Annotated in this window: 22 protein-coding genes; 9 read left to right on the plus strand and 13 right to left on the minus strand. The window is 70.0% G+C overall.

What is annotated here, in order from left to right; all coding sequences use genetic code 11:
• Positions 1-91 precede the first annotated feature (91 nt).
• Positions 92-640 (plus strand): type 1 glutamine amidotransferase domain-containing protein, encoded by a 549-nt coding sequence (locus WHN02_RS07020; RefSeq protein WP_434742589.1) that lies wholly within the window; start codon positions 92-94, stop codon positions 638-640.
• Between the two features lie 190 nt (positions 641-830).
• Positions 831-2,438 (plus strand): MDR family MFS transporter, encoded by a 1,608-nt coding sequence (locus WHN02_RS07025; protein ID WP_434742590.1) that lies wholly within the window; start codon positions 831-833, stop codon positions 2,436-2,438.
• A 7-nt stretch (positions 2,439-2,445) separates the two neighbouring features.
• Here the strand turns inward: WHN02_RS07025 and WHN02_RS07030 are convergent, their stop codons facing one another.
• From WHN02_RS07030 to WHN02_RS07060, 7 genes are all read right to left on the minus strand, one after another.
• Complete coding sequence (locus WHN02_RS07030; RefSeq protein WP_434742591.1) at positions 2,446-2,937, minus strand: NUDIX domain-containing protein; 492 nt, start codon at positions 2,935-2,937, stop codon at positions 2,446-2,448.
• A gap of 266 nt (positions 2,938-3,203) precedes the next feature.
• Positions 3,204-4,214 carry an NADPH:quinone reductase gene (locus tag WHN02_RS07035; RefSeq protein ID WP_434742592.1) on the minus strand — a complete coding sequence of 337 codons (1,011 nt, stop codon included), beginning with the start codon at positions 4,212-4,214 and terminating at the stop codon, positions 3,204-3,206.
• Between the two features lie 143 nt (positions 4,215-4,357).
• Positions 4,358-5,227 (minus strand): MerR family transcriptional regulator, encoded by an 870-nt coding sequence (locus tag WHN02_RS07040; protein ID WP_434742593.1) that lies wholly within the window; start codon positions 5,225-5,227, stop codon positions 4,358-4,360.
• A gap of 163 nt (positions 5,228-5,390) precedes the next feature.
• Positions 5,391-6,527, minus strand: coding sequence for a glutathione-independent formaldehyde dehydrogenase (locus WHN02_RS07045; RefSeq protein ID WP_434742594.1), 1,137 nt, complete (start codon positions 6,525-6,527; stop codon positions 5,391-5,393).
• Between the two features lie 60 nt (positions 6,528-6,587).
• On the minus strand, positions 6,588-7,241 hold the full coding sequence (locus WHN02_RS07050; RefSeq protein WP_434742595.1) for an HAD family hydrolase: 654 nt from the start codon (positions 7,239-7,241) through the stop codon (positions 6,588-6,590).
• 41 nt (positions 7,242-7,282) lie between these two features.
• On the minus strand, positions 7,283-8,107 hold the full coding sequence (locus tag WHN02_RS07055; RefSeq protein ID WP_434743853.1) for an SCO6745 family protein: 825 nt from the start codon (positions 8,105-8,107) through the stop codon (positions 7,283-7,285).
• Between the two features lie 67 nt (positions 8,108-8,174).
• On the minus strand, positions 8,175-8,837 hold the full coding sequence (locus tag WHN02_RS07060) for an FKBP-type peptidyl-prolyl cis-trans isomerase (RefSeq protein WP_434742596.1): 663 nt from the start codon (positions 8,835-8,837) through the stop codon (positions 8,175-8,177).
• 164 nt (positions 8,838-9,001) lie between these two features.
• Here WHN02_RS07060 and WHN02_RS07065 point away from each other — a divergent pair, with 164 nt between their 5' ends.
• The gene (locus WHN02_RS07065) at positions 9,002-9,394 is read left to right on the plus strand and encodes a PPOX class F420-dependent oxidoreductase (RefSeq protein WP_434742597.1); all 393 of its coding nucleotides are present in this window, start codon (positions 9,002-9,004) and stop codon (positions 9,392-9,394) included.
• A gap of 70 nt (positions 9,395-9,464) precedes the next feature.
• Here the strand turns inward: WHN02_RS07065 and WHN02_RS07070 are convergent, their stop codons facing one another.
• Positions 9,465-10,103 (minus strand): hypothetical protein, encoded by a 639-nt coding sequence (locus WHN02_RS07070; protein WP_434742598.1) that lies wholly within the window; start codon positions 10,101-10,103, stop codon positions 9,465-9,467.
• 76 nt (positions 10,104-10,179) lie between these two features.
• Positions 10,180-11,232, minus strand: a complete 1,053-nt coding sequence (locus WHN02_RS07075; RefSeq protein ID WP_434742599.1) for a Ku protein — start codon at positions 11,230-11,232, stop codon at positions 10,180-10,182.
• A 90-nt stretch (positions 11,233-11,322) separates the two neighbouring features.
• Between WHN02_RS07075 and ligD (WHN02_RS07080) the strand changes: the two genes are divergently transcribed.
• Together ligD (WHN02_RS07080) and ligD (WHN02_RS07085) are read left to right on the plus strand one after the other, a co-directional pair.
• Positions 11,323-12,285 (plus strand): non-homologous end-joining DNA ligase, encoded by a 963-nt coding sequence (gene ligD / locus WHN02_RS07080; protein WP_434742600.1) that lies wholly within the window; start codon positions 11,323-11,325, stop codon positions 12,283-12,285.
• 17 nt (positions 12,286-12,302) lie between these two features.
• Positions 12,303-13,211, plus strand: a complete 909-nt coding sequence (ligD, locus tag WHN02_RS07085; protein ID WP_434742601.1) for a non-homologous end-joining DNA ligase — start codon at positions 12,303-12,305, stop codon at positions 13,209-13,211.
• A gap of 11 nt (positions 13,212-13,222) precedes the next feature.
• Here the strand turns inward: ligD (WHN02_RS07085) and WHN02_RS07090 are convergent, their stop codons facing one another.
• Positions 13,223-14,650 (minus strand): hypothetical protein, encoded by a 1,428-nt coding sequence (locus WHN02_RS07090; RefSeq protein ID WP_434742602.1) that lies wholly within the window; start codon positions 14,648-14,650, stop codon positions 13,223-13,225.
• A gap of 230 nt (positions 14,651-14,880) precedes the next feature.
• Between WHN02_RS07090 and WHN02_RS07095 the strand changes: the two genes are divergently transcribed.
• Complete coding sequence (locus WHN02_RS07095; protein ID WP_434742603.1) at positions 14,881-15,729, plus strand: hypothetical protein; 849 nt, start codon at positions 14,881-14,883, stop codon at positions 15,727-15,729.
• 52 nt (positions 15,730-15,781) lie between these two features.
• Here WHN02_RS07095 and WHN02_RS07100 read toward each other — a convergent pair whose 3' ends face one another.
• On the minus strand, positions 15,782-16,540 hold the full coding sequence (locus tag WHN02_RS07100) for a hypothetical protein (protein ID WP_434742604.1): 759 nt from the start codon (positions 16,538-16,540) through the stop codon (positions 15,782-15,784).
• Between the two features lie 106 nt (positions 16,541-16,646).
• The gene (locus WHN02_RS07105; RefSeq protein ID WP_434742605.1) at positions 16,647-16,940 is read right to left on the minus strand and encodes a hypothetical protein; all 294 of its coding nucleotides are present in this window, start codon (positions 16,938-16,940) and stop codon (positions 16,647-16,649) included.
• 443 nt (positions 16,941-17,383) lie between these two features.
• Between WHN02_RS07105 and WHN02_RS07110 the strand changes: the two genes are divergently transcribed.
• Both WHN02_RS07110 and WHN02_RS07115 read left to right on the plus strand, forming a co-directional pair.
• The gene (locus tag WHN02_RS07110; RefSeq protein ID WP_434742606.1) at positions 17,384-17,602 is read left to right on the plus strand and encodes a GntR family transcriptional regulator; all 219 of its coding nucleotides are present in this window, start codon (positions 17,384-17,386) and stop codon (positions 17,600-17,602) included.
• A 590-nt stretch (positions 17,603-18,192) separates the two neighbouring features.
• Positions 18,193-18,330: a hypothetical protein gene (locus WHN02_RS07115; protein WP_434742607.1), complete on the plus strand. Its 138-nt coding sequence runs from the start codon at positions 18,193-18,195 to the stop codon at positions 18,328-18,330.
• Here WHN02_RS07115 and WHN02_RS07120 read toward each other — a convergent pair.
• Positions 18,309-18,926: a hypothetical protein gene (locus tag WHN02_RS07120; protein WP_434742608.1), complete on the minus strand. Its 618-nt coding sequence runs from the start codon at positions 18,924-18,926 to the stop codon at positions 18,309-18,311. The genes WHN02_RS07115 and WHN02_RS07120 overlap by 22 nt on opposite strands.
• Positions 18,927-19,060: 134 nt before the next feature.
• Here WHN02_RS07120 and WHN02_RS07125 point away from each other — a divergent pair, with 134 nt between their 5' ends.
• Positions 19,061-19,822, plus strand: coding sequence for a class I SAM-dependent methyltransferase (locus WHN02_RS07125; RefSeq protein WP_434742609.1), 762 nt, complete (start codon positions 19,061-19,063; stop codon positions 19,820-19,822).
• Positions 19,823-19,857: the final 35 nt, after the last annotated feature.

Consider the following 19,857-nt stretch of genomic DNA (forward strand, 5'->3'; position numbering starts at 1 on the left):
CAAACCTGTCGACCGGAGCACCCCGCCGGGGGTGTTTCGGGGCACCGGGGCAGGGAACGGATTTCGTCGGGACACGGAGAGGAGAACTCGGATGACATCGACGACGTTGCAGGGCAAGCGGATCGCGTTCCTGGCCACCGACGGGGTGGAGGAGGTCGAGTACGTCCAGCCCCGGGAGGCGGTGGAGCAGGCCGGGGCCAGTGTCGAGCTGGTCTCCCTGAAGCCCGGCACGATCAGGTCCTTCGAACACCTCGACCACTCGAAGGCGTACGACGTGGATGTGACGGCCGCGGACGCCGACCCGGGCCGGTTCGACGCGCTGGTGCTGCCCGGTGGGGTGGCGAACCCGGACTTCCTGCGGGCCGACCCGGACGCCGTCGCCTTCGTGAAGGCGTTCTTCGACGCGGGCAAACCGGTCGGGGTGATCTGCCACGGCCCGTGGACCCTGATCGAGGCGGGGGTGGTCGGGGGCCGCCGGATCACCTCCTGGCCGAGCCTGCGTACCGACCTGATGAACGCCGGGGCGAACTGGGTGGACGAGGAGGTGGTGACGGACGGCGGGCTCGTCAGCAGCCGTAATCCGGACGACCTGCCTGCCTTCTGCGCCGCGATCGTCGAGGAGTTCGCGGGGCGGCGCTGACGCGCAGGGGCGTCGCCGGTGGCGTAGGCGTCGTCACCGGCGACGCCGGGGCCGTGCGACTCCCCGGGCCGGGACACCGGAGTTCGACGTGCATGATCCGGGGCGTTCGGGAAATCCGGTCCGGGTGACGACGAGCGACGCAGCCCCGGTGTTGAATCCGCGACAGATCCGCCTGCTGATGGCGGGCCTGATGACAGGTATGTTGCTCGCCGCGCTGGACCAGACGATCGTCGGTACGGCGCTGCCCACCATCGTCGGCGAGCTGGGCGGGATCGACCACTACTCGTGGGTGGTGACCGCGTACCTGCTCGCCTCGACCGCCTCCACCCCGCTGTACGGCAAGATGGCCGACCTGTACGGCCGCCGTCCGGTGTTCCTCTTCTCCATCGTGACGTTCCTGGTGGGTTCGCTGCTGGCGGGTCTGTCGCAGAACATGACCCAGCTGATCCTCACCCGGGGGGTGCAGGGCATCGGCGCGGGCGGCCTGATGACGTTGGCGTTCACCATCATCTCGGATGTGGTGTCGCCCCGGGAGAGGGGCCGCTACCAGGGGTTGTTCGGTGCGGTCTTCGGGGTGTCGTCGGTCGCCGGGCCGCTGGTGGGAGGCTACTTCGCCGAGACCAACTGGCGGTGGATCTTCTACATCAACGTCCCGTTGGCGATCCTGGCCATCGCGGTCTGCACCCGGGTCCTGCGACTGGTGCCGTTCACCAGGCGGGAACACGCCGTCGACTGGCTGGGGGCCACCCTCCTGGTGGCCGGGGTGAGTTCCCTGCTGCTGGCGCTGAGCTGGGGCGGCAACGAGTACGCGTGGGGGAGCGCGACGATCGTCGGGCTCTTCGTGGCCGGGGCGGTCCTGGCGGTGCTCTTCGTCGTCAGGCAGGCCCGTGCCGCCGAGCCGATCCTGCCCCTGCGGCTGTTCCGCAGCCGGACGTTCTCGCTGGCCAACGTGGCCGGGTTCGTGCTCGGTCTGGTGATGTTCGGGTCGATCATCTTCATCCCGTTGTACCTCCAGATCGTCAAGGGCGCCTCCCCGACCCGCAGTGGTCTGCTGATGCTCCCGATGATGGTCGGGATCATCGGCACCTCGATCCTCACCGGTCGGGCGATGAGCCGTTTCGGCAGGTTCAAGTGGTTCCCGGTGGCCGGATCGGTGGTGCTGGTCGCCGGAATGCTGCTGTTCACCCGGCTCCAGGTGGACAGCTCCCTCGGGCTCGCCTTCGGGTTCATGCTGGTCATCGGCGTCGGGCTGGGGTTGTGCATGCAGTCGCTGATCCTCGGCGCGCAGAACGCGGTGGACCCGCGTGACCTGGGTGCCGGAACCTCGTCGGCGACCTTCTTCCGGTCCCTCGGGGGAGCGTTCGGGGTGGCCATCCTCGGCGCGGTGCTCTCCGCCCGGCTCGGCTCGGCCCTCGCCGAGCGGCTGCCCGGCGCGATCGCCCAACTCCCGCCGGACCAGGCCGCCGAGGTGGCCGGGCAGGGCGGCACCGACATCTCGATCAACGCACCGGAGACCATCCTCGCCCTACCCGATCCGGTACGCGCCGCTGTGCAGTCGGCCTTCGTCGACTCCCTGCACCTGGTCTTCCTGACCGCCGGGCTGGTCGCCGTGGTGGCGGTCCTGGTCACCCTCGCCCTGCCGGACGACAGGCTGCGGGGCGCGGGGCCGCAGGGGGCCACCGGCGGGGCTGATCCGCTGGGCGGCCCGGCACCCGCAGCCGGCGGCAAGCCGCTGGCGAAGGAGTCGAAGGGGGAGGCCGCCGCCGACATGCAGTCCAAGAGTCAGACGATGATCTGAACCGCGGCTACTTGAGGATCAGTCTGTTGGTCTGCTCGAAGACGTCCAGGTCGGCGAGGGTCTCCGGGACCGACAGGGAGAGCGGTTCGGGCAGCTGCCCCGGCCGGAAGAAGCCCGCCTCGGTGGTCTCGTCGGTACACCGCATCAGCTGCCCGTCCCACTCGTCGACCCGGAACGCCGCGGTGAAGAGCTGGTACGTGTGGCCGAACATGTTGGTCTGGATCCGGTCCGGGCCGGTGTAGAGGGCGAAGGCGCTGACCCGTAGGGCCCGCAGGCCGGTCTCCTCGCGGACCTCGCGGACCGCACAGTCGCCGATGGACTCGCCCAGCTCCATCGCCCCGGCGGGCAGCGCCCACTGGCCGTTGTCGGAGCGGCGGATCAGCAGGACCCGCGCCGCGTTGTCCCGGACGACGGCACGGGCGCCGACGAACATCAGGGTCCGGTCACCGGCCAGCGCACGGAGCTGCCCGACATAGGAATCTGCCCAGGAAATACTCACCCGGACAATCTAGGGAAGTTCTCCGCCCCGGTCCCGGATTTCGGGGAAGGGCTGCCCCGGCGTTCGGCATGGGCTGCCCCGACTTCCAGGGCGGGGCGGCCCGGTGTTCTAGGCGGCCCGGTGTGCAGGGAAGGGCGGCCCCGGCGTTCGCACCGCGCCGGGGCCGCCCGTTGTCACGGGGGTGTCCCCGCCCTTCCCATTGTTGCGAAAGCTCCTCGCGTGTGTCGCGCCGACCGGAAAACCGGTCCGAACCGATCGGCCGACGATCACTCGCCGGTGGTCACCAGCACCTTCCCGACCGCCCCGCTCTCCACCGCCCGGTGCGCGTCGGCCGTATCGGTCAGCGGATGCAGGTGCAGCGGCAGACCGGCCGCCTCACCGACCCGGACCGCCCCCTGCGCCACCGCCGCCGACACGTCGGACACCGCCCGCGCCTTCGCCGCCGTCGGCTCCGTGTAGACCAGGACGAACTGCCATCGGGCGTTCGGCACCATCGACCGCCGGATCGGCACCCGGACCTCGTCCCCGCCGTCGTCGGCGTACACGCAGACCGCCCCGCCGGGGCGCAGCAGCGCCACGTCGGCCTCGGCGTTACGCGCGGCGGAGACCTCCACGATGGTGTGCACCCCCTCCGGGGCGACCGCCCGGACCTCGGCCACCACGTCCTGCTCCCGGTAGTTCACCACGTGGTCGGCCCCGGCCGCCGCCGCGAGGCGGGCCTTCTCCGGGCTGCTGACGGTGGCGACCACAGTCGCGTCAGCCCACCTGGCCAACTGGATCGCCGCGTTGCCCACCGCCCCCGCCCCGCCCTGGACCAGGACGACGTGATCGGCCAGCGCCCCGGCGTGCAGGACGTCCGGCACGGACTCCCCGGCGGTCAGACACCGGTGGGCGGTCAGGAACGGGATCCCCAGGGCCGCCCCCACCTCGAACGAGGCGTCCCCGAGCGGCACCGCCTGCCGGGCCGGGACCACCGTGTACTCGGCTGCGGTGCCCCACTGCCGTTGCCAGGCGGCCTCCCACACCCAGACCCGTTCGCCGATCGACGACGCGTCCACCCCGGTACCGACCGCCTCGACCACCCCGGCACCGTCCTGCCCGGGGATCTGCCAGTCACCGACGGCCGGCCCCTGTCGGCGGGACTTCCAGTCGGTCGGGTTCACCCCGGCCACGGCCAGGCGCACCAGCACCTCACCCGGGCCGGGCTCCGGGACCGGCCGGTCCACCAGTTGCAGGACCGAGGCGTCTCCGCCGGTGTCGTACACGATCGCTCTCATCCGTACCTCCCGTCGGTATCGCTCCCCGGATCGTCCCCGGTCCTGCCCGCATCCGGCGACCCCGCCGACCCGGTCCGCGCCGCCTCGCGCCGCCGACCCCGGCGACCCGGTCCGCATCGGGCCGGGTCGCCGGGGGTACGGGATCAGTCCGTCGCCGACGCCCGGGTGATGTACTCCATCATCTCCGGGCTCGGACCGCTGTACTCCTGACGGATCTGGTCGGCGTTCTCCCCGTACATCTTGTACAGCGAGTCACGCAGACCCGGGTCGTTGCCGTGGAACTCCGCCAGCAACTCCATCCAGCGCTGCGCCAGCGGGCGTACCCGGGGGTCGGTCGGGTCGGTGCCGGCCTCCATCTCGGCCTGCACCTGCGCGATCAGCCTCGGCCACTCCTGCTCCGCCGCGCGGATCGCGTCCTCCCCGAGGGTGGCCCGCCGCTGCTCCAGCGCGCCCATCTGCTCCTCGGTGAAGTAGTTGCGAATCGTGTTCTCCACCTTCTTGACCTCCTCGATCACCGCGAGCAGGTCGACGGACGTGGGCCGCCCGGCCGCCTGGACCGCCGGCAGCAGCGCCGCCAACCGGTTACGCAGGCTGCCCAGTGCGGCGAGCTGCCGGTCCACGTGAGCCAGGTGGTCCCGCAGCAGCGCGACCAGATCCCCGCCCGTCCCGGACCCGCCCGTTCCCGGTGCGGCCGTTCTCGACCCGCCCGTTCCCGGTGCCGTCGCTCCCGACCCGGCCGTCCTGGACGCGGCTGTCCTCGGCCCTGCCGGTTCCTGGTCGGTCCCCTCCGGGCCACCGTCGAGCAGCGCCGCGATGGTCTCCAGGGACAGACCCAGCTCCCGCAGGGCGACGATCCGGTACAGCCTGTCGACGTCCCGGTCGTCGTAACGCCGGTGCCCGGCCGACGTACGGGTCGACGGGCGCAGCAGCCCCACATGGTCCCAGTGGTGCAGCGTGCGGACCGTCAACCCGGTACGCCGACACAGCTCACCGATCCGCCAGCCCGATTCCACGTCGTACTCCCTCTCGCACCACCGCGATCTGCGGTGGCAGGAACCGACGTTAGGACCTGACGTAGCGTCAGGTGCAAGCCCGGAACCGGCGCACCGAGGGCGAGCCGGACCGGGCCGAGCCGGGCCGGACCGGCCGGTGGGCCGGGACGGACCGGGCCGATGCTCAGGCGGCGGGCCTCAACACGACCTTCGAGTAGCCTGCCTCGCGCCGGTCGAAGCGCTCGTACGCCTCCGGGGCGGATTCCAGCGGCAGCTCCTTGCTGACCACGAAGCCCGGCTTCGCCCGACCCGCCACGATGAGGTTCCGCAGGAACTCGTTGTACGCCTTGACGTTCGCCTGCCCGGACCCCATCCGCAGGCCCTTCTCGAAGAACTTGCCCATCTTCACCAGCAGTTCACCCCGGCCCGAGTGCTCGTCCGGCGCACCGGGGTCGTGGGCCAGGTAGAGCCCGACCACCCCGAGCATCCCGGTCGGGCGCACCACGTCGATGAGGCTGTTCAACACCGCCGCCGGCTGCTCCTCGCCGCCCGACCCGTGCGCCTGGTAGCCGACAGCGTCGACCCCCCGGTCGGTGCCCACCCCGTCGGTGCGGTCGAGGATCTGCTGCACCGCGTCCCCGGAGGAGAAGTCGATGGGGGTGGCCCCGATCGATTCGGCCAACCGCAGCCGGTCCGGCACCTTGTCCACCACGAACACCTCGGCCGCCCCCATCAGCATCGCCGAGTACGCGGCCATCAACCCCACCGGCCCGCCGCCCATCACGGTGATGTTCTCGCCCGGGCGCAGCTCGCTCATCGCCACCCCGTGGTACCCGGTGGGGAAGATGTCGGCGAGCATCGCGAAGTCGTTCTCGAACTCGGTTCCCGGGGGCAGCTTCAGACAGTTGAAGTCGGCGAACGGCACCCGCAGGAACTCGGCCTGCCCACCCCGGTACGGCCCCATCGACACGTAGCCGTACGCGCCCCCGGCGAACCCGGGGTTCACTGTCAGACAGAACCCGGTCTTGCCCGCCCGACAGTTGCGGCAGAACCCGCACGCCACGTTGAAGGGCATCGAGACCCGGTCACCGGTACGGAGACTGACCACCCCGGGGCCGGTCTCCACGATCGTGCCCATGTTCTCGTGACCGAAGACGATGCCGGCCTCGGCGTCGGTCCGGCCCTCGTACATGTGCAGGTCGGAACCGCAGATCGCGGTCGTGGTGATCTTGACGATGACGTCGTTCGGATCCTGGATACGCGGATCGTCGACCTCGGAGACCGTGACGTCGTGCGGCCCCTGGTACACCACAGCCTTCATGTCTCGACCGTAGGCCGCCCGGGGGTTCCGTGCGGTCGGTTCGGCCGACTCCGCCGGGGATCAGCCGAGGCGGTCGATGACCGCCGGGGTCAGGTCACCGACCGACGACAGGACCACCGCCGCGAGCGCCTGCGCATCCGGATCCAGCGGGTACGCCCCGTGCGGCACCGCCACCACCCGCATCCCGGCCGCCGCCGCCGAACGCACCCCGTTGGAGGAGTCCTCGATCGCTGCACACCGGGCCGGATCGACCCCCAGCCGCTGCGCGACCGCCAGGTAGACGTCCGGGGCGGGCTTGCCCCGCTCCGTCTGCTCCGTCGACAGCGTGGTGCGGAAACACCCGGTCAGGTCCGTCGCCGCCAACGCCGCCGCGATCAGGCGGGTCGGGGAGGAACTGGCCAGCCCCAACGGCCACCGGGCGGCGATCCCCCGCACCACCCCGTCCGCCCCGTCGATCACCGGTACCCGGGTCTCGTACCGCCCGGCCATCTCGTCGACCACCTCCGTGGCGACCTGCTCGGCGGTCCGGCGTACGCCCAACTCGCCGCTGAGGTACTCGGCCCACTCGCCGGTGCTCATCCCCATCAGCCGCCGCTGGGTGTCCGGCTGCCAGGTCCCGCCGTGCGTCGCCACGTACGCCCGACGGACCTCCTCCCAGACCGGTTCGGAGTCCACGATCACGCCGTCGAGGTCAAAGATCACCGCATCCACCACGCCCCCATCCTCCCCGACCCCCCCGAGATGCAAGGAAGGGGTCAGGGGGTGGGGGGTGGGAGGCCGATGGGGTTGTCCGGCGGGATGACAGTGCGGCACCGGCGGGCGATCGGTTCGAGGAGTTCCCGCAGCCGATCCGTACCGGCTGGACCCAGGGTCTGCCACGGCCTGGCGGCGGCGGAGTCGGTGGCGTCCTCGATCCCCTGGAATGCGGCCCGCCCCCGGTCGGTGGGGGTGCCGTCGGCGGTCAGCCAACCCCGCTCGACCAGCCGCCCCCGGGCGTCGTGCCACTGCGCCTCGGTGAAGCCCCGGCCGAGCAGGTTCTTGGCCGGCATGTCCACGGCGACCCGCCAGGCCAGCGTCTCGACCGGGTCCAGACCTGCGGCGACGAGGGCGGCGACGTGCCCGTCCCCCCGGTGCTCGCGCAGGGTGGTGGCCGCCTGCCAGAGCCGGGCCAACGGGTACTCGGCCGGTGGGAGGGCGGCGTTCGCCGCCCCCAGGACCCGTCCGGCCGTGTCGACCGCCTCGGCCGCCGTCGCGATCAGGTCGGCGGCCTCGGCGAGGTGGGCTTCCGGTAGTTCGTACGTCGACTCGGCCAGCGCCTGCACCGCACCGGTCAACCGGGCCCGCAGGGCCTCCTCCGGGGTGGCCAGTTCCCAGACCGACGGCAGGGCACGGGCCACCATGTGCGGGGCGAAGGTGAAGAAGGCGGCCACCACCGGGGCGGCCTCGACGGGGCCGAGCGGGGCGGCCCGCCCGGCGAAGTAACCCCGCCAGTAGCCCCGTAACCCGACCGCCTCGTACGCGGCCCGGGACCGGGAGTGGAAGTAGGTGACTGCGTGGACCGGTTCGACGTACGTCCACATCGTTCGGGCGGTCCGTCCCGGATCGTCCTGTGTCACCACGTCCACCTCCACTGGCGGGGTCTCGGAACTACTGGGCGGCGAGGACGTCCACCACGAACCGCAGCGGACCGGCCGGACGGCCACCGGAGGCGTCGTTGCCGTACGCCAGTTCGGCGGGGAGGTCGAGCTGCACCCGGCTGCCCACCTTCACCCCGACGAGACCCTGGTCCCAGCCGGGGATGACCTGGCCGACGCCGATGCCGAAGGTGGCGGGCTCGCCACGCTCCCAGGACGAGTCGAACTCCTTGCCGTCCTTGTAGAAGACCCCGACGTAGTTGGTGGTGATGTTCTGGCCGGACTTGACCTCCGGGCCGGTCCCCTCGATGAGCGGGGTGACCTTCAGTTCGGTCAGGTCACCCTCGCCCCCGGTGACTGTCGGCTTGGTGCCGAGGGCCGGGTCGGCGCCCTCGGGCAGCTGCGGGGCGGGCGGAGCGGCGGGGTTGGCGGGGTCGGCCGGGTTGGCCGGGTCGGCGGTGGCGGCGGGGGTGCCTGCGGCCTGGTCGGCCGAGTCGTCGTCACCGCCCTGGCCGACCGCCACGAAGACGCCGACGAGGATCGCCACCACGGCGAGCCCGGCCCCGGCACCCACCCACGCCTGTCGGCGGCGCTTGGCCTCGGCTGCCTTCTGGGCCGCCAACTGTTCGGCCAGTCGCCGCCGAGCCTTGCTCTCCTGCGCGCCGCGCTCGCTCACGTCCTGGACTCCCTGCTGAGAAGTGGGTGCGTCCGGCCACGGACGCCGTCGCGGACACGGTACCTGGTGGGTCGCCGTACCTCCGACTATCGATCGTGATCGGTGGGAGAGATGGGGTGATTCGTGGGCATGTTTGGTAGGGGATGTCGGGGTAGGTTCCGGACATGACGATCCTCACCGACAAGGACCGGGCGCTCCTGGCCGAGCCCCAGCTCGCCCACGTCGCCACCATCGAGCCCGACGGAAGCCCGCACGTGACCCCCGTCTGGGTGGACACGGACGGGGAGCACATCATCTTCAACACCGCCAAGGGCCGGCAGAAGTACACGAACATCCAGCGCAACCCGGTGGTCGCCGTCAGCGTCGTCGACAAGGCCGACGACTACCGGACCCTCTGGGTCAAGGGGACCGCCGATTTCGTCGAGGAGGGTGCCGACGAGCACATCGACCGGATGACGCAGAAGTACCTCGGTCAGGAGACGTACCCGTTCCGGCAGGCGGGCGAGGAGCGGGTGATCGTCCGGATCACCCCGACCCACAAGCTGGGTCGCGGCTGAGGTGTGAGGAAGGGCCCCTTGTTGGCGCTAGGCGTTAACAGGGGGCCCTTCCTTGCAGCAGCGGCGGGGGTCAGCGGGTTTGTTGGTGACTCGGGGCGGTCGCCGTACCGTGCTGATGGGGACGGCTCGCCGACGGCTGCTGGGGGCCACCGGCTCCCTGCATGGCGGCGGCGTTCGCCACCTTCGCCTGGGACGGCCCGAAGGGGCCGTTGCGATAGGCATCCTCGATCAACGGCTGGGCGGCCGAGACCAGAGCGGCCCGGGTCGGCTCGTACTCTGCGGCAGCCTGCCGCGCCTGCTCCCCGGTCGCGTGCCGCCCGCTGCTGCTCAGCGCGTCGATCACCCGCTGCTCCAGTTGGGTGACCGGTCCTTCGGTGTCGGTCTGGTAGCTGAACGGATCGGCCACGCCCGTCGTGACCGTGATGTGAGCCGAGTTCTGGTATGTGAGCGCCTCCCCGGTGGGAGAGTTGCCGACCTTCTCCCGGAAGCTCGACCGCTCCACGCCGATGGTCGCCCGGTACCGCTCGGCTTCCTCTCGGACCTTGAGGATCCGGTCGAACTCGATCAGCTTGTCGAGCGGCTCGGCGACTGCCGGATCGGTGACGATGCGGTTCGTCTGCGTCCTGGTCAGCACGGCCGCCGCGCCGTAGAGGTAGCCTTCGAAGTAGCCGACGAAGTGCTCTGCTCGGACGTGTGGGTCGAAAGCCATGACCGGGGCTCCTGTCGTGGGTCGCCTGCTTGACCGCTACTACGGAGACGGCCGAGATCGGTTCGAGTGACCTCCGTCAGGCCGATTTGCGGGGGGCCGCCTTCTTCGGCGGGGTGTTCGTGGCCTTCTTCGCGGCGGTCTTGCCCGTCTGGGCCTTCTTCGCCGGGTTCCGCTTCTGTGCGTCGGCCTTCTTCACCGGGGCCTTCGACGAGTTCTTCTTCGCCGTAGCCGGGGCCTTCCTGGCCGTACCCTGCGACTTCGTTGCCTTCTTGGCCGACCGGGCCGACGTGATCGGGGTCGGCTCGCCCGCACCCGCGTCGGACCGTCCGCCCGCACCGCCGCCGGACTCGCCCCGGGCGGCCCGCGCCCTGTCGACGGAGGCTTTCAGGGCGGCCATCAGGTCCACCGCGGCAGGCGGGGCCTCCTCGGGGGCCTCCGGCTGGACGACCTCCCGACCCTCCACCTTGGCGTCGATGACCTCCTGCAACGCGGCCCGGTAGTCGTCGGTGAAGACCTCCGGCTGGAACTCCCCGGCCATCGAGTCGATCAGGGAACTGGCCATCGCCAACTCCGGGGGACGGACCTTCAGGTCCTCGCCGAGGAAGGCGAAGTCGGGGGTACGGATCTCGTCCGGCCAGAGCATCGTGTTGAGCAGCAGTACGCCCTCACGGACCCGGAGGGTGGCCAACTGCTCCCGTTGGCGGATCGCCACCTTGACGATGGCCACCCGTTCGGCGTCGGTCAACGCGTCCCGCAGCAGCACGTACGGCTTCGTCGCGGCCCCCTCCGGCTCCAGGAAGTACGCCTTGTTGTAGAGGATCGGGTCGACCTGTTCGGCCGGGACGAACTCCAGGACGTCGATCGCGTGGGACGTGCTCAACGGCAGGTCGGCGAAGTCCGAGTCGGTGAGGACGACCATCTCCCCGCCGCCGATGTCGTACCCCTTGGCGATGTCGTCGTAGGTGACCTCCTTGCCGCAGACCTGGCAGGTCCGCTTGTAGCGGATCCGCCCCCCGTCGGCCCGGTGCACCTGGTGGAACCGGATGTCCTTCTCCTCGGTGGCGGCGTAGAGCTTCACGGCGATCGAGACCAGCCCGAACGAGACCGCGCCCTTCCAGATGGTCCGCATGCCGCTCCTCACCTCTTCCCCCGTACTGCTCAGGATGGCAAATGAACGAAGGCGGCACGTCGACTTCGCCGGGTAACTACAGTTCGACAGGTGCCCGGGGCGCCGCTGAAGCCGATGCTCGCCACGACCGGCCCCCTGCCGTCGGGCGTCGGGTGGACGTACGAGTTCAAGTGGGACGGGATCCGCGCGCTGGCCGACGTCGGCACCGGGCGGCAGCACCTGTACGCCCGGACCGGTACGGAGATCACGGTGGCGTACCCGGAGTTGGCGGGGCTGGCCGACCACCTGGCCGGGCTTCCCGACCCGGTCGACGACGCCCTCCTCGACGGGGAGGTGGTCCTCTTCGCCGGGTCCGGGGCACCCTCGTTCGTCGCCCTCGCCGAGCGGATGCACGTCCGGGACCGGGCACGGGCGGCCCGGCTCGCGGCGTCCGCCCCGGTCACGTACCTGATCTTCGATCTGCTCCGGTTGGGTGGCGCTGACCTGACCGGACGCCCCTACGTCGAGCGGCGGGAGGTCCTGGAGTCCCTCGGGGTCGGCGGCCCCCGGTGGGCGGTCCCGCCCGCCTACGACGACGGGGAGACGACCTGGCAGGTGGCGGGAGAACACGGCCTGGAGGGGGTGATGGCCAAACGGTCGACCTCCACCTACCGGCCGGGGGTCCGCTCGCCCGACTGGGTGAAGGTCAAGCTGGACGTCACAGGTGACTTCGTGGTCGGCGGGTGGCGGCCCGGGGCGCGGCGGATCGGCGGGCTCCTGGTCGGGGTGCCCCGCCCGGACGGTCGGCTCACCTACCGGGGGCGGGTCGGCGGGGGGATCGGTGCCGCCCTGCAACGGCAGCTCCTGCACGAGCTGGAACCGCTGCGGACCACTGGTTCGCCGTTCGCCGGGGACGTCCCCCGGGAGGACGCCCGAGGTGCGATCTGGGTGGATCCGACGGTCGTCGTCGAGGTCAAGTACGGCCAGCGGACCCCGGACGGGCGTCTCCGGTTCCCCCGCGTCCTGCGGCTGCGCCCTGACAAACCGGCCCGGGAGGTAGCTGATGTGGACTGAGGTGGAGGTGGGTCGAGGTGGCGGGTGACCGGCTCCGGGTCGACGTGCAGGGACGCGCGGTGGAGCTGTCCAACCTCGACAAGGTCCTCTATCCGGCGGCCGGGTTCACCAAGGGTGAGGTCATCGACTACTACACCCGGATCGCCCCGGTCCTCCTGCCGCACCTGGCCGACCGGGCACTCACCCGGATCCGGTACCCCGACGGCGTCGACGGTGGTTCGTTCTTCGAGAAGAACAGACCCGCCGCCACCCCCGACTGGGTACGCGTGGCCACCCTCCCCGTCCCCGGCTCCGGCAAGGGGCGGGAGACCATCGACTACGTGGTCGCCGACGACCTGCCCACCCTGGTGTGGTTGGCGAACCTGGCCGCCCTGGAGCTGCACACCCCGCAGTGGCGGATCGGCACCCATCCCGACCTGATGGTGGTGGACCTGGACCCGGGTGCCCCGGCGGCCCTGCGCCAGTGCTGCCAGGTGGCGTTGTTGCTGCGTGACCGGCTCGCCGTCGACGGCGTCGAGGCACACCCGAAGACCTCCGGGAAGAAGGGCATGCAGCTCTCCTGCCCGGTGGCGGGGACCCAGTCCGCCGAGGTGGTCTCCGGGTACGCCAAGCGGATCGCCCAGGAGTTGGAGCAGCGGCATCCGAGGCTGGTCGTGTCGAAGATGGCGAAGAACCTCCGCCCCGGAAAGGTCTTCATCGACTGGAGTCAGAACAGCGCGGCGAAGACCACCGTCGCGCCGTACTCCCTGCGGGCCGCCCCGACTCCGACCGTCTCCGCCCCGCTGACCTGGGAGGAGGTCGAGGCCGGCGCAGCCGGCGAGCGTCCGGCCACCACACCGTACGGCCCGACCGAGGTCCTCGACCGGGTCGAGACGTACGGCGACCTGATGTCGGACGGTGGTGTTCGACCTGCCCTTCCCGAGTAGCCCCGACGTTGTCAACGAGCCAGCGAGGAGCCCTGCGTCCGACCGGGACCCTGGTACGCGAAGGAGCTGCCTCCGCCGCCCGGACCCGGGCGGTGGCCCCCCTTCTGGAGGCGGCTGTTCGCCACGGACTGCTGGCTCTGGTTCGCACTGGCCCAGAGATCCGTGGTGACAGCGATCACCGCCGAGTCGAGGTCCCGGGTGGCTGCGTCAGCTGCAACTCTGGCCCTGGCGACGTGTGTAGCGGAGGTTGCCAGCCCTTCCCCGAGGCTCTGCCGAAAGGCGTCCTGCTCCAGGGTGGTGTTCCCGAAGCCCACTCGTCGGCGGGCCTCCTCCCGATCACGCATCGACTGTTCGCCCTCACTGGTGAGATACCGCAGGGTGACTGTCGTCGGTCCGCCGGTGTCGGGTGACGAGCGAACCTCGGTGAAGGTGATGTGGCCTCTGTTCTCGTACGCGGGAAGGATGGGTCTGTCGTGCCTGTCTCTGGCCGCAGGCTGCTGGTAGGGCGAGGAGCGGGGGCTGTAGCCCAGTGCAGCTTTTTCGATCTTGGTCTGTTCCTGTAGTTCGAGGCGTCTTTCGCGGGCACTGAACAGGAGATCCCGCACTTGGGGATGGTTGACGAGATGGATCTGCCCGTGGTCATCGAGGGCGTTGACGTACTGCTCGGTCACAGTGCGTGACGCGTGCTCTCTGAGGTCCGGCAGATGCTCCTGACCCGCTGTGGCTCCGGTCGTCAGGGATCCCTGAGCGACGAGGTCGGGGTGCTGGGCCGACGGCCCGGTCACCCCCTCCCTAGCCCTCCTGAGGGCATTGCCGATTCTTCCGAGTCGACTGTTGGTGGTCATGGATGCCATCTGGGAGATGCTGGGATCCGCTGCCCGGCTGCTGCCGGCCGGGATCGCCGCACACGCTGCCCGCGAGAGTCTCGGGGCCAGCTTCGGCAACTGAGTGATCTCCAGGGGCAGTGACAGGTAGTTGTCGTTGCGCTTCGCCACGGCCAGGTGGCTCTCGAAGTTGACGGTCGCCTGCCCCAGAAGGTCCCTGACCGTGGTGTCCCCGGGCATCGCCAGCTGATGGTCGTACGACGCTCTCACCACGTACTGCACGGCCTCCCTAGAGCAGTACGCGAACACGTGCTCGGTCGTGTAGAAGGACTCCTCACTCCCGCGGAGGATGTCGATGCTTTCGTTGACCACGTGCCCACCGAGTTCCATCCGGCTCTGTTGGTACCAGTACTCGGCCCTCGGCTCGTCGGCCGAGCCGCGTCCCGAGAGGACGGTGAGGTAGTTGAGCGCGTTCTCCGCTGCGCCGAGCTTGGCTCCGATTTCAGGGCGCTCGGAAAGCAGATCCCGGCCCTGCGCGGACAGTAGGCGATCGACGTAGAGGTTGACGACGTCGGAGTGGCAGATCTCTTTCACTCTGTCGAGGTTGACTGTCATGGGTGCGGGCTCCAGGGGAGGTCGGGGGTCACCGGCTGTGGAAGGGCGGGCACGGAACCGGCCTGCCCGCCCCTCTACGGGCACCCGTCACGTCCGGTTCACCCCGGGTTCCGCCCTCGGCCTTCTGGTGAGACGTGCCGAACCGCGTTGAACCGTCGGACGTACCCGTCCGTCAAGGGGGCGAACCGGTGACCGGCCGGCCCTTGCCACACCCGACGGGAGACACTTCGATGCCAGAGAAATTGTTCACGAATGAGAAGCTCAAGGAGATCTTTTCTGATCATGCCGACAAGTTCCCTGATCTCCCCGACGAAATGTCGCGTGCGCTGCTGGAGAACGGCGAGGTGAGGGCTCAGGTTGTTCAAGCCGAGATCGCCAAGAGGCGCCGCGATGCTCTGAAGTCGACCATGACGGACGGTACGATCGTGTCGTTGAGGTACCTGAATTCAGAGGAAGGTGGTAATCCGTTCTACACCGAGCCGGCGGTACGCAATTCCCGGGGGCGCGAGATCCTTCCCGCGTACGAGAATCGCGGGCACATCATTCTCCCGCCTGCTCCGGGTCGGGCGGAGTCGGGGGCGACGAGCCAGCCTCCCCAAGAACCCCGGCGCTACCTGGTGGACTTCGGTGAGGAGTCGATGCGTCAGCGAGCCGAGGCGCGCACGCGCGCCAACCAGGAGCCGGCAAATCTCGAAGAGCTCGCCTTCGACGCATCCCGCCGCAAGGAGCTGGCTACCACCGGTCCGATGGTGACCAAGGCCGACTCGCAATTCCAATACCGCCTCGCCAAGCTGTCGGAAGCCCTGAACAAGGCCGCCGATGCCCTGATCCGGGCCGGCAGCGATGCGGTCGTCGATCAGTCGCAGGTGAACAGCGCCGCCGCCGATCCGCCCCAGGCACAGAATGCCGCCGTCGCGAATGCCGCCGTCGCGAATGCCGCCGTCGCGAATGCCGCCGTCGCGAACGCCGCCGCAGCCCGGCCCGGTCAGCTGCCTCGACATGGTGTCGGCTCCGCCACCCGGCCTGCCGGGCAGGATTCGAATAGCGGACCCAGTCGGGCGCCCAACCGCACACCCTGACCGGACCCACACTCGAACAGGCCCTCGTGGTGGCCGCCAACCACCGCTCTGCTCACTGCCTGTGGGAGCGTCCGCTCTGCCGGTGTTGATCTGACCGGTGGTGGCGCTGCTGCACCGTACTCTGCCCGTGTTCACCCCTGCCGTGCTGAGCCTGGAAGGAAGGGCCGCGCATCGAAGCCGCGTTGGCGCTCTCGGCCCGCTGGGCCGTGAAATACCTGTTGCTTTCCTGTTTGACCAGACTGTCGAGACCGGTCTGGATCTTCAGCACATCGGCCGAGGCTTTTCGGATGTCTTTGTCGGAGGTGCCCAGTCTCCACGCCTTGGCCTTGTCGAACTCCTCCCGCTCCTCCTTGTTCTTGCCGATGCCTGCGTCCTTCAGCGACTTTTCCCGGTCGCGCATGTTTGCCAGTCCGGCGTCGGTCAGGTAGTGACCCTCCTGGACGGTCGTCTGCTGCCTGCCGCGCTCGTCTGAGGACGTGTGCTCGTGCGGGGCGATGATGTGACCGCTGTTGGCGTACGAATCGGCCAATATGTTGCCTTTTCTGTCGGCGAATGCGGGCTGGGTGAAGTGCAGGGATCCGTCGAACTCCGGATCATGAAGACCCTGGTAGTCGAGCGCCGATTTCTTGACGGCCAGTCGCCAGGCGAGCGCAGCAGAAGCCTGACGGAGTGCATATACGAGGCGTTGGACATCATGATTGTCGACCAGTGACTTCGCAGCATCTCCCATGGTGTCGACGTAGTGCGTCTTGGTCTCCGGGGAGATGTTCCAGGTGACTTCGTCCAGCGTCAGGTCGTGCTGCCGAGGCATGTCGTGAACTCCTGCAGGATCGGGCGGGGTTCGGCCCGGAACGAGGGCCGGTCACACTACGGAAGGCGGCTGCCTTCGGTTCGACCGAATTTCTGCGGGAGTGGGTTCAGGGGGTGTGGCGGAACGGACGCTGGTTGCGGACGCGGCGGGTGCAGGGCGTGGTGTGATCCGTCGGCAGGGCACATCGGCCGCCCCCGATCAGGAGTCGGTCACAGAACACCCGATGGTGTACGCCCTGGGCGTCCTCCCGGGACACTGTGACCTCGCCGACATCCATCACTCGACTGACCTGCGCCAATACCCGGGCGGCCGTTCTGGCGAAGATTCGGGCACGCATCAGGTCGGGTGCGGCGATCGGCAGGTGGATCACCCACCGGCCCTCCGCCTCACCGGTCACCATCGGGGCGCGGCGGCCCGGTGTCGGCCACCCGTCTCGTGTCGCTGGGTGGGGTCGGGCAGGAGCCGGCGCATCGGGGAGCGCATTCGTACCGCCTCTCGACGTGTGGGTGGGGGTGGACCTGCCGACGCAGCCTCATCCGGCGGTACGGCGGCAGGGAATCTCACGGAGCCCGGGGCGGCCGGACCGGAGGGTTGGTCCGGCCGCCCCGGATCGGGGGAGTAGTGCCGACGCGACAGGGCCACCACCACGGAAAGCGCCAACCGACCGCAGGCACCCCGTCACTGAAAGCAACGGTACGGCTCTGTATGGAGCAGTGTCAAGAGGGCTCGCAGTGCTTGCACTCTCCTCACTTATGTCAGGACTGTCATCCGCCTTAGTTGTTTTGCCGATGGCACCTCAAGCATCGATACTGGTGGGGCCAACCGACTGCAAGGGATCCCGCTGTGCCCATCCCGCCCACCATGTCTGAGCTGCTCGACGACCATGTCAAGCGTATCGAGAAGGGGGAGTGGCCCCCGGGAACCCAGCTGCCCGCAGCGCACATGCTGGCCGACGAGTACAACGTGTCACTCTCGACCATCAACCGGGCCTGGGCGACTCTGCGCAAGCAGGGTGTGCTGGTGGGGCGGCCTGGACGGGGAGTCTTCGTCGCCGAGCGGTAAAGCTGCATGGGGTCACCCGGTCATCCGGGTCCAAGATCGCATTGGGTTCGAGTGGTTTCTCGGCATCACTGGGGCTGAGTGCTGACCTGGTGGGGGTCGTACCCGTTGGGGTGGGTGGGGTCGTACCCTCGGTGGGGTTCGGTGCGGGGAACGGGTCGGGCCGGGAGAGGCGTCGAGGTGGGTGACGGGCGGTTCGGGCGGACCCTGGACCTGGGGTCGCGGGCCTGGTGGCGGGCGGTCGGGCGGCGGGTCGACCTGGCCGGGGAACACCGGTGGTTGGACGCGCCCGCGTGCGGGCCGGGGTTCCGGGCCGCAGACCTGGACGAGCGGGTACGCGACTTCTACGAGCACACCGCCCGGTGGCGGATGGACGTGTGGACCCAGTGGTCACCGGTGTTCCAGCCTGGCGGCGAGCTGATCAGTCGGCTGTTCGGTCGCCGGGTCCAACAGTTGGCACTGCCCACCCGGCCGATGGACGTGGCACACGGGATGGACTCCCGGGTGGTCCATCTGCTCGACGCCGAGGGGCGTCAACATGCCGCCGGTTGGCTGCGGACCCTCACCGCCACCGGAGAATACGTCTACAGCGGGTGTACGCCGCCCGACTGCCCCTGCACGAGCGGTTCCACGTGTACGCCGACCCGCGCGGGATCCTCCGTACCGACCATCATCTCCGGTTGTACGCGGCCCGGGTCCTGCACCTGCACTACCGTCTGGCGGCGGCCTGACGGCCCTGGCCGGTCGGGTCCGCCCCCTGTCGACGGTGCGGGCTGTGCTCCCCGACGGACTGCCCCGCCGACGGGGCATCGTCACCTGTCGGTTGGGGCGACGGGGTGGATACCCGACGACCGCCCGCCGCGAAACCAGGTGAGGTGGCCCCGGCCGCCAGCACCCGCTGCCGCGCCTCGTCGAGGGTCGACCGGGTCGAGCCGAGGTCGTACGTGCGTCGGTTCGGATTCCACGGCAGCTCCGTTCCGACCCGGAACATCACCGTCGCCTCCCTCTGCTGGTCGAGTGCCCTTTCGACCTCGCCCGCCCGCTCTCTCCACCAGGTGGCCTCCGGATAGTCGCCCACGCCGCGTTCCGCAGAGAATTTCGCCGCCAGGCGTAGCTGGTCACCGGCGTGCCGCTGCTCGGCGAGAGCCCGTCCAAGGTGCTGTTGCGTCCGATCGGGCACCCGACCGACGGAATCCAGCTTCGCCAGCGCGTTCGACTGGCTCGCCTCGGCCTTCCTGAGCAGAGCCGAGAATTCCAGTCGGTCGAGGTAGTCGAAGTCACCGTTGACCTGCTGACGCAGGTCGTCCCTGCCGTCGTCGCGATTCATGGCGGTCCATCCTGTGGGCTGGGTGGCCGGGTCGCCTGTCCTACGGGAGCCGACCCCTGCCGGTTCAGCCCGGCGGCGACTGCGTCCTCACAAACCCGTAGGTGTGGTCCGTCGACGCCGGTCACACTGGTGTCGTGCGTACCTTCGACGAGCTGATCGAGGAGGCCGCCGCCGTCGACGTCTCCGGGTGGGACTTCGGGTGGCTGGCTGGTCGGGCGACCGAGGAACGCCCACCGTGGGGTTACTCCCGCCTGGTCGCCGTACGCCTGCCCCGGGCCGCCGCCGCCCTGGACCTCGACACCGGCGGCGGTGAGATCGTCGCCGAGATGCCGGAGTTGCCGCCGAGGATGGCGGTCACCGAGTCCTGGCCGCCGAACGTCGAGCACGCCCGACGGCTGCTGGAGCCTCGCGGCGTCGAGGTGGTCGCGGTGCGCCCGGGAGAGGCCCTGCCCTTTCCAGACGCCGGGTTCGACCTGGTCACCAGTCGGCACCCCGTCGACCCGGACTGGGCGGAGATCGCCCGGGTCCTGGTCGACGGGGGTACCTACCTGGCCCAGCACGTCGGCCCGGCGTCGGCGTTCGAGCTGATCGAGTTCTTCGTCGGTCCGCAACCGGAGCACCGCCTCGACCGGGATCCCGTCCGGGAGTCCGCCTCGGCGGAGGCGGCCGGACTGCGGGTGGTCGACCTACAGAGCGTCCGCTGCCGGATGGAGCTGTACGACGTCGGCGCGGCCGTCTACCTCCTGCGCAAGTGCGTCTGGTGGGTCCCCGACTTCACCGTCGAGCGGTACCGGGGGACCCTCCGACGTCTCCACGACCACATCCGGCAACACGGGTCCTTCGTCGCGCACTCGACCCGCACCCTCGTGGAGGCCCGCCGGGTGGCCCGGGCCTGAGGACACGACCACCGGGTCTGAGGACACGACCACCG

It is taken from the genome of Micromonospora sp. SH-82 (assembly GCF_051132485.1).
GTDB lineage: Bacteria > Actinomycetota > Actinomycetes > Mycobacteriales > Micromonosporaceae > Micromonospora.

Coding starts and splice junctions, on each gene's coding strand:
- WHN02_RS07020 (WP_434742589.1), top strand. CDS start 92: ATGACATCGACGACGTTGCAGGGCAAGCGGATCGCGTTCCTGGCCACC.
- WHN02_RS07025 (WP_434742590.1), top strand. CDS start 831: ATGACAGGTATGTTGCTCGCCGCGCTGGACCAGACGATCGTCGGTACG.
- WHN02_RS07035 (WP_434742592.1), bottom strand. CDS start 4,214: ATGAGAGCGATCGTGTACGACACCGGCGGAGACGCCTCGGTCCTGCAA.
- WHN02_RS07045 (WP_434742594.1), bottom strand. CDS start 6,527: ATGAAGGCTGTGGTGTACCAGGGGCCGCACGACGTCACGGTCTCCGAG.
- WHN02_RS07055 (WP_434743853.1), bottom strand. CDS start 8,107: ATGTGGACGTACGTCGAACCGGTCCACGCAGTCACCTACTTCCACTCC.
- WHN02_RS07065 (WP_434742597.1), top strand. CDS start 9,002: ATGACGATCCTCACCGACAAGGACCGGGCGCTCCTGGCCGAGCCCCAG.
- WHN02_RS07070 (WP_434742598.1), bottom strand. CDS start 10,103: ATGGCTTTCGACCCACACGTCCGAGCAGAGCACTTCGTCGGCTACTTC.
- WHN02_RS07075 (WP_434742599.1), bottom strand. CDS start 11,232: ATGCGGACCATCTGGAAGGGCGCGGTCTCGTTCGGGCTGGTCTCGATC.
- WHN02_RS07090 (WP_434742602.1), bottom strand. CDS start 14,650: ATGACAGTCAACCTCGACAGAGTGAAAGAGATCTGCCACTCCGACGTC.
- WHN02_RS07095 (WP_434742603.1), top strand. CDS start 14,881: ATGCCAGAGAAATTGTTCACGAATGAGAAGCTCAAGGAGATCTTTTCT.
- WHN02_RS07100 (WP_434742604.1), bottom strand. CDS start 16,540: ATGCCTCGGCAGCACGACCTGACGCTGGACGAAGTCACCTGGAACATC.
- WHN02_RS07105 (WP_434742605.1), bottom strand. CDS start 16,940: ATGGTGACCGGTGAGGCGGAGGGCCGGTGGGTGATCCACCTGCCGATC.
- WHN02_RS07120 (WP_434742608.1), bottom strand. CDS start 18,926: ATGAATCGCGACGACGGCAGGGACGACCTGCGTCAGCAGGTCAACGGT.